This is a genomic window from Oscillospiraceae bacterium (genome assembly GCA_015068525.1).
Lineage (GTDB): Bacteria > Bacillota > Clostridia > UMGS1840 > HGM11507 > SIG450.
The window spans coordinates 20,699-27,545 of sequence record SVKJ01000018.1; the positions used below are offsets into that span (position 1 = coordinate 20,699).

The following is a 6,847-nucleotide window of genomic DNA, read 5'->3' on the forward strand; positions in this document are numbered from 1 at the left end:
ACACCTCTTTATTTTATTTTTTTTATTTTAATAACAATTGTAAACAAGATAAATTATCTTGGAGGCTTCTGCTCTTGTAAGATTTCCTTTTGGCCTAAATGTTCCGTCAGGATTACCTGAGATAAAGCCTGTTTGCGTTAAAAGATTAACTGATTCTCTGGCATATTCCGATATATCGTTAAAATCTGAAAAGGCGAGAGAATGTGAGAGATTAAGACTTATATTTTTTGATTTAAGAGCATTTAAAGTAAAATAAGCCATATCTTCACGTGTTATATATGCTTCAGGATAGAACTTATCTTCCCAAAGGTTTAAATTTATACCTGTACTTTCAAGTGATGCAATAAAAGGATAATACCAGTTGGATATGCTAACATCACTAAAAGCTGATTTTGCATTACTGTCATAAATCATAAGGCTTTCGACAAGAAGTTTAACAAATTCGGCTCTTGTTATCTCTCTTTCAGGTTCAAAGGTAGTTTTTGTCACACCTGAAATAATCTTAAGTTTATTTAAATTTACAATATAATCATAAGCCCATGACCCATCAATATCATAAAACGGGTTAACATTTGCTCCCGCAATTAATATGCTGTCGTTAATTTCAGGAATAACAGGCGTAATATCTAAGGTTTCTCCCACCGTAATAGAAATATCAACTTTTAAAGTAACATTTCCTCCTAAATCAAGGTTTCCTGTTAATAAGAAGGAGGTATCTTCTCCTGTTATATTAAGAGTTGAACCCAAAATATTTGCAACAGACGGATTATTTATAGACCATGTGGAAGAATTTATTTGAGGAAGGTTAACCGTATTTGAATATTTAGCCTGATTTATAATGTAAGAAGAAACGGTTTCTTTAAAGTTATGTATATAGTCTTTTATAATACTATCATCGGAAAAACCTTCTACTTCACTTATTCCTGCCTGGCCTGAAATTTGAGAAAGTGAAATTTTAATGTATTTTGTTGCTAAAGATGTTATCGGTATTATTTTTACATCTGCCCCAAGATTATCGGTATAAACTAATGTGCTTGAACTTGCCGAATCTCCTGCATATACTGAAATGTTTCCAATATTTTCTCCTTTTTCAAAATAAACTGCAAGTGCTTTTAAATTTTCTGCACCTTTAAGAGTAATTTCTAAGTTCAGAGTGTCGGATGGTAAAATATTCTTATATGCTGTTGATAAATTACCGTCTGTTATAACCGGAGAAGTTGAAGAGGCAATATTCTGTGAATTAATAAGGTTTTTAGAGCCTTCCGGTAAAACTACATTATTTTTATAATATACTTCAATTTCTGCTAAATACACATTCCCCGCAGCAGCCTTTTGGACAAGTTTAATATATCTTGCAGCAACTTTATCAAACTGATGTGTTGCAAGTCCTCCGTTTGTTCCTGCACCATTAACTGAAACGAGGGAAACATAATTTGTGCCATCAGTTGAATACAGGAGTTCATAACTTTCTAAGTTAAGAGATTTTGAATATTCATAAATGCTTACTTGGTTAATATATTTAATACTTCCAAGATCACATACTAAAAATCTTTCACTATTTGAGCCAAAGTTATATGCATTACTGTTACTTGAAATATATTTTGTACCGTCTTTTAATCTTGTAAGATTGGAAGACGAAGCACCTCCGCCTGATGTAAATGTTGAACTAAGCGCAAGATTTAAACTATCATTCGGTGTATTAGTCGGTAATTCGGGAGTCGGAGGCTGGGGTGGAGGTGGAGGCGTAGTACCTCCTTGTGAGCCCATAATTTCGATTTCCGAAATATATACCATACCCGATGTGTCTGTTCCTTTGTAAGAAGTGGGCTTAAATCTTATATACTGTGCGTTAACAGGAGAGGGGAATGTAACCGTTTTTCCGTCAGTTGCAAGTCCTGTACCTTCTGCAACCTTTACAGCATTTGCAAATGAACTGTTAGAGGAAGTTTCAATTACAAAATTGCCGATGTGTCTTGTAGCACTTGTGGATTCGTATATAATAATACTTTCAATAGTTTTTTCTTCACCCAAATCAAAGCCGATATAGTTTGAACCGTTGATTGAATTAATATATGCACTGTTACTGTTATTTGAAGGCTTAATACCGTCATTTACTTTAGCCTGACTTCCCGCACCACTTTTTATTACCTCAGCGCCTAAAGCAAAGTTGACAGAGGCAGAGTGAACAATCATACAACTTGAGATAATTACGGATATAATAATTAAAAGTGAAAAAAACTTTCTGATATTCTTCATATAAATCTCCTCCTTCTAATTATTTTTATATATCACGACTTCTCTGCTTTGCCCTTGGTAAAAACGCATAAACACCATAGAATTTTCATCTCCTACAGGGATATCGTTTTTCGAAGCAGTAAAGAGTGTGCCTGAATTTGTGTTAAATACATAGTAATATGTGTTTGAACCCATAAACTGAAATGCTTTTGTTATTTCATCCGTTCCGTTCGTTTTAATTCTATATAAGAATGAACTGTTGTTTAATGCCTCAACTGTCCCGTAAAGTGTCTGCAGATAAGTATAAGAATCAAGAGGACTTATAGTTTGAGGTGACATTGGATCAAAAATAATATTTACTCCATTTATTTCTCCCAAAAGGTTGTCATTATACTGTATAACCATTCCGGGACGTAAATTTATAATAGCAGAAGTGTTAAGAACATCTAACGCAACAAATTTTTCGGTAAGTTTTCCTTTTTCGTAAAAGTAAACTTTCTTTGTTTGTGCATCATCTTTATTAACAGCCGATACAATTTTTGATATAACAACCGTATTGTTCTTTTCGTTAGGTGTTCTTGTTTCAGACTCGTACATTACAACATAAGGTGAGGTTAAGAATTCGCCACCGTCATAAGCCTCTGTAACATATGATGAATAAGTTGAAAGGTCGGTTACTTTTCTTATTCTGAACAAGTTCTCATCTGTAAGTGCTGTATCACTTGGAACCGAGAATATAATAGTGTTTGTATTAACCAAAAAGTCGTTATTAAATGTTAAGCCGTTTTTTAAGTATGTTCGCATTTTCTTTTCGCCTGAAAGTTCAAGTTCTGCTGAGTTGTCAGAATTAAGAGCACGGGGAACTGCAGTGTAAATTTTGTCAACAAGTCCGTCACTGTTTAAAGAAAATTTAATCAGTTGAGGTTTCAGTGTTCCGTTTACGATAAGAGTATTATCAAACATTGTTTCGGTAAGTTCGGTTTTACTTCCTCCGTTTACGAATACTTTTTCTGCAAGTTTGTACTCATTATGACCGCTTTTTGTAAAAACTTTTATACTGATATTTACATAAGCATCAGTTACTTTTTTTCCTAATTTATATATGTATCCTACATCTTTTACACTCTTAGTTAAAGAATCACTAGCTGCGATTTTACCATATATATTAAGGTAATAGGTTGCGCTGTCGCCAAGTTTCTTTGAATAAACACCTGATGCTAAGAATTTTTCGGTAGGTTTATATTCCGTTTCATCTATCGTTATATATTCGGAAGATAAGACTTTGATGGTTCCTTTTACTGCATTGTCCGATACTTTGATTTCATAATAAGTTGCATCTTTGGAGATAACATTTATTCCGTTTGATTTTTCAATTTTATCGGGGAATATTGTTAAAACATTGTTTGGTCTTATTTCATTAAGACTGATTTCCATATTATTTTTTGAAATGCTGTATGAGGTTTCATCTTTTAAATCTATGCTTGAAAGATTACTTTCATTTTTTACTATAATCTTATTATCGGAAATGTTTGAAACAAAAACATCAATACCTTCTTTTATAATAACTGTCTGGTATCCTCTTCCGTCATTATCTATAAGAGTTATTTCTCCGTTTACGGGAGCGAAAATTGAAGCATCGTAATATCTTTTAAGTTTATTGTTATACAAAATGGTTGGATTACTGTTTATATTTAAAGAAATTTCCTTCATGTCGTCTGATGTGTAAATAATACGGCCTGATGAAGCAGAGACAATATTGTCGCTTTGTATATTGACGGTTTTACTTGTTCTTTCTTCAAAGTATCTTATAACAGGTCTTTGCATATCTTCGGTATATTCATAGTAGAATTTGATTTTTTTACCTATGAAATCCTTTATTTCAGGAATACTTGAATCAAACAGAGTATTTCCTATCATTACCTGACCTTTTGCTGTTTTGTCATACGATTCTATGATTGTTGCTGATTCGGTAACAGTAACAATGTTTTCTTGTGATGACATTTTCCAGACATTTTTCATAAGTGTTTTACCCTCTGCGATGTAATAGTTCTCCAAAGTGCCTGAATATGTTCTTTCCATTACATCAAGTTCCATAGCATTTACAATAAGTTTTGACGCGGCATTTTTGGTAAGTTCACCATTTGCAGATGAGTTAACATTTTTTGTAAGTTCATGATAAAGGAAAAATCCTTCAACTCCTGTTTCGGACATTATTTTTTTATATCCTGTTACGGAAAAAAGCGCTTCTGATGCTTCGCTTAATGTTATAGGAGCATCGGGCATAAATTTACCTGCAGTTTTAGGTGACATATATCCCATATTAAATACATACGAAATATCACTGTACTTTGGATGTGTTTCGTTTACATCTTTCAGACTTAGTGTAGATACTGAACCTGAAGAATCAGCTTTTAACACTTTTATAAGCCAGGTGGCAAATTCTCCTCTTGTAAGAAGTTCTGTTCCGTTTGTTTCGTTTGGGATAACCCCTATCTGCTTTAGAAAACTTAATTCGTAAGAATAGTTATTCGTTGGTTTTTCTGTAATTTCTTCTTTGTCGTCGTAAGATACATCATCTGATGGGATGTTTTGAATATCCTTTACAGAAATTTCAGTAAAATAGATATCGCCTGATTTTCCATCTTTATAACTTAAGGGTTTTATCCTTAAAGAATTTGCCATAATCATATTCTCAAAATTAACTTTGAGAATTCCGTTATCGCTCATTTTTCCCTGATATAAAACTTTGTAAGAATCGTCTATTGTCGAGCCTTCTTCGTCTTCTGAATCTTCAAAATCAGAGCATTCTACTAAAATTTCATCAATTTTTAAATCCAGTATAAATTCATTTATTGTTATTTCGTTAAAAAGTATAAGTTCGTCAAATTTGTATTCAACATAACTGTTTTCGGAAATTGCACCCATATTATATGCTTTTACAATGTCTGATACTGTGATACCATCATATAATAAAGAAGCCTCTGAATTTGTTTGGTTTGTGCATATAACCGTAACTGAATCTTGATTTAAAACATTTGATTCATAAGAAAATGCTACAGGTACAGTACTTGCAATGATTAGCAGTGATATTAAAATACTGATTATTTTCTTTAGCATTTTATTCCCCTTTCCCGAAATGATTACAATACTGCCCGGGTGTAATCTTTTCATATCTTTTAAATACTCTTATAAAGGCATTTGAATTATTGTAACCAAGTTCGGCAGCAACTTGTGCAACAATTTTACCTTGTTTTAACATTTCTTTTGCAACAGCTATTCTTTCTTTATGAATATAATCAAGAATACTTATACCCGTCTGGATTCTGAAAAGTTTGGATATATACGCTCCTGAAAGCCCAAAGTAATCAGCTATAATAGATACATTTATATCCGGATTTTTAAAGTTAAGTCTTATATATTGTTCTATTTTTTTAGAAAGATTTGCTGCATTGTTTGCAGAAACCGAGCCGTTATATTCACATATTTTCTTAAACACGTTTAATATACTCTCTTTCATTTCTGTTATTGTGTTTGAATCCATAATTTCATCTATAATACTTGATTCGTCAAGAAGATAGATTTCTTCATTATCTTCATCAATCTTTGGAAGTATGCGAAGAATTGTGTTTAAAACGTCAAAAATAAAGCATTTTGCAATTTGTACTGGGACAACTTTATTTTTAAAATTTGTATCGAAAATTTCGTTGATTATATTACATATTTCGGTAAAGTCGCCTGTTTTTGCATAATTTATAATCAGTTGTTCTTTTTCGAGAGAATAAACTACAGTTCCGCTAAGTCCCTCTATAAGTTTATAGTCAATAACACTTCCCGTTCCGTAAATAAATTTATATAAAAGTGCGTCCTGTGCTTCTTTGTATGAAATATTTACTTCTTTTTCGCTGAATTTTATGGTGCCCAGGGATATTGTAACAGTTAAGTTGAATTTTTCTTTATAAAATTCAACTGCTTGTTTTAAAGTATTTAATATATCCTCTGTACCTGTATTTCCGGGGAAGTTGATTATAGCAGTTATTATCCCGTCAATTCTTATAATTTCAGCACCCAAAAGTTCAGAAAGCGTATTTGCTATAATGAAATAAGCATCATAATATTTTTCAGATTGGTTTCTTATACTTTCTTCAAAAAATATATTTTCGTACTTGTCAACACTTATAGCGGCAACGATGTAGTTTTCATATTCAAAATAATTTTTAATATCTTCGCTTTTTTGTATACTTGAATTTAAACTCTCGCCCCTTAAAATACTTCTTAAGTAAGCATCTTTTTTATCATCTTTTACCTGAGAGATGATTTTGTTTAATTTTTCGTTTGTTGAAATAGATTCTAAAATATTTTTATTTATATATTCAAGTTCGTTTTTTATATCTTTATGTTCTCCGAAAAGATTAACGATTTTTTTAATCTCTCCGTAGTTTCGCATTGTAAATTTATAAATAATAAATAACCCTGCAAAGAGCGCAATGATCCACCCTAACAAAAGAATGTTTTTTAATGAATTTGTACTGTCTAAGTACGAGGAAGCGGGAATTATCATAACATATTTCCAGTCGGTAATATCCGAATTTAAAAATGTTACCATATAGTTTTG

General features: G+C 31.9%; 3 protein-coding genes. All 3 read right to left on the minus strand.

All coding sequences use genetic code 11. From position 1 onward, the window contains the following. Positions 1-27: 27 nt before the first annotated feature. Entirely contained in the window at positions 28-2,256 is a 2,229-nt protein-coding gene (locus E7419_06490; GenBank protein ID MBE7014835.1) for a hypothetical protein, read from the minus strand. Positions 2,257-2,271: 15 nt separating this feature from the next. Then, entirely contained in the window at positions 2,272-5,406 is a 3,135-nt protein-coding gene (locus E7419_06495; GenBank protein ID MBE7014836.1) for an S-layer homology domain-containing protein, read from the minus strand. Beyond that, the coding region (locus E7419_06500; protein MBE7014837.1) for a helix-turn-helix transcriptional regulator at positions 5,354-6,847 on the minus strand (1,494 nt) is incomplete at its 5' end. The genes E7419_06495 and E7419_06500, both read right to left, overlap by 53 nt.